The organism is Nonomuraea terrae, from assembly GCF_004348995.1.
In the GTDB taxonomy this organism is placed as follows: domain Bacteria; phylum Actinomycetota; class Actinomycetes; order Streptosporangiales; family Streptosporangiaceae; genus Nonomuraea; species Nonomuraea terrae.
In genome coordinates, this window is the sequence record NZ_SMKQ01000411.1 from 1 (window position 1) to 2616 (window position 2616).

Below are 2616 nucleotides of genomic sequence, written 5' to 3' on the forward strand. Positions count from 1 at the left end.
CTTGCCGGCGGTCTTGACATCGAGCAGCGGCTCGCCCGCCGGGCCCGGTCGGTCCGCCCGCCGCGCGTGCCCGTGGCGCCACCTCGGGTGACGCTGGTCGACGATGCCTCCGCGACCGCTACCGTGGTGGAAGTCAGAGCCCATGACAGGCCGGGGCTTCTGTGGCGTATCGGACGGGCGTTCGGTGACTGCGGTCTTGACGTGAGAGCCGCCCGCGTGGAGACTCTCGGCGCGGAGGCGGTGGACGTCTTCTATGTTGTGGACCGCGCTGGTCGCCCCCTCAGCGACAGCGCGCAGAGGAGCCAAGTCCGCGATCAGGTCCTCTCCGCACTGCGATAACCAACAACACACAAGTATCGGTCACGTTTGTAACAATTGTGTCCGAAATGCCTGGTAACGCACGGGCTGCGGATACCTTGTGGGACGGCTTGGTGCCGTTACGGGCGGGACGAATGAGGGGTAGCGGAAGCGGTGACTACGGGGAACTCCGGCAGCGGCCTCGCCGCGCAGCCTGATCGCGGCAAGCGGTCACTGCGGCGCTTCGGCCTGCGGAACTGGCGCGTGAGATGGCGGCTAACCGCGCTCATCCTGGTGCCCACCGTCGCCGTCATGGTGCTCGGCGGCGAGCGCGTGGTGGGCTCGGTGCAGAGCATCGGCGTGTACGACCGCACCGCGTCCGCCGCCGAGAAGGCCGGCCGGGTCCGCGACCTCGTGCAGGCCATCGGGCTGGAGCGTGACACAGCCGGTTGGAGCGGGGCCAACCGTGCGGTGCGCAGGCAGCTGGCACCGGAGCTCGCGCAGCGCAAGGCGTCCGTCGACACGCTGGTCAGGGCCGTGCGCGCCGACATCTCGGCCCTCGACGACTCCTACGGCTCCCGCGTCGTGCGCGCGGCCGAGCAGGCCGACTACGACCTCGCCCGGCTGCCGCAGATCAGGCAGGAGGGCGCCACCGAGACCAACCGGTACGACTTCCTCACCGACACCCTGCTCAAGCTGCACGACGAGCTGGGCCTGCTGTCCGACGACTCGCAGATGGTCGGCGACTTCCGCGCCCTGAGCGCCCTCGCCGCCGCCAAGGAGGAGGTCTCCCGCCAGCGCGTCCAGCTGCTGCGCGCCTCCTACGACTCCGTGAACGTGGGCGCCAAGGAGGTCGAGGACTTCATCGCCTCCAACGCCCGCCAGCAGAGCGACCTCGCCACAGTGGGCGCAGAGGCCGGCACCGAGGTCGGCACCGAGCTGGCCAAGGTGCTGATGTCCCAGCCCGAGTACGTCAACATCCAGCTCACCAAGTCGCGCGCGATCACGCTCGCCAGCGGCCGCTCGCCAGGCGCCCGGATCACCGACAACCTGATCTCCGCCAGGGCCGAGCGCCAGCAGTGGTTCGACGACAACTCCGCCGTCATCGAGATCCTGAGCGGCGTCGAGAAGGACCTCGCCGACAAGGTGAACCTGCGCGGCCAGGAGCTGCGCGACTCCGAGACCCGCAACGCGATCATCGCCGGCGCCCTGATCCTGGCGCTGCTGATCGCCGTGCTGCTGCTGGCCGTCGCCATCGCCCGCTCCATGGTGACCCCGCTGCGCCGGCTGCGCACGGAGGCGCTGGAGATCGCCGGTTTCCGGCTGCCCGACGTGGTGCGCCGGCTGCGCGTCAGCGGCGACGCCGCCGCGGGCGACGTCCAGCCGATCGCGGTCGAGGGCAACGACGAGATCGGCGAGGTGGCCCGCGCCTTCGACCAGGTGCACCGGCAGGCCGTCCGCCTGGCGGGCGAGGAGGCCGAGCTGCGCAGCAACATCAGCTCGATGTTCGTCAACCTCTCGCGCCGCACCCAGACGCTGGTCGAGCGGCAGATCTCGCTGATCGACGGCCTGGAGAAGGGCGAGGAGGACGGCGCCCGCCTGGCCGACCTGTTCAAGCTCGACCACCTGGCCACCCGCATGCGCCGCAACTCCGAGAACCTGCTGGTCCTCGCCGGCCACGAGGCCACCCGCCGGCGCAGCCAGCCGGCCAAGCTCGTCGACGTCGTGCGCGCCGCGCTCTCGGAAGTCGAGGGCTACGAGCGCGTCCAGGTCAGGGTGCACCGGGCCACGTCGGTGGTCGGCAGCTCCGCCAACGACCTCGTCCACCTGGTCGCCGAGCTGGTCGAGAACGCCATCCAGTTCTCCCCGAGCAACTCCCAGGTCACGGTGACCAGCAGCCTCATCGAGGGCGGCGGCGCGCTGCTGTCGGTGACCGACACCGGCATCAGCATGACCGACGACGAGCTCGCCGAGGCCAACCGCCGCCTGGCCGAGCCGCCGGTCGTGGACGTGTCGGTCTCCCGGCGCATGGGCCTGTTCGTGGTCGGCCGCCTGGCGCTGCGCCACGGCATCCGGGTGCAGCTGAGGAAGGGCGACGGCAGCGGCCTGATCGCCATGGTGCTGCTGCCGCCCACGATCATCGCCGACGGCGCCCAGCAGCAGCCGCTGCCGCAGCGGCCCGCGTTCGGCGGCGGCACCGTGCCGACTCCCCAGAACGGTACGTTCCGCTCGTTCGACTCCTTCGACGGCGGCCCGGCACGGCCCGGCGCCGCCAACGGCCACGCCCGGCCCAACAGCCCGACCGCCCCCGCCCCAGGG

The 2616-nt window shown here is 71.3% G+C and carries 2 protein-coding genes; both read left to right on the forward strand.

The window, feature by feature from the left end:
- Positions 1-339: ACT domain-containing protein (locus E1286_RS46965; protein WP_132623864.1), on the forward strand; the 339-nt coding region annotated here is incomplete at its 5' end.
- Positions 340-561: 222 nt separating this feature from the next.
- A partial coding sequence (locus tag E1286_RS46970) for a sensor histidine kinase (RefSeq protein WP_132623866.1) occupies positions 562-2616 on the forward strand: 2055 nt, incomplete at its 3' end.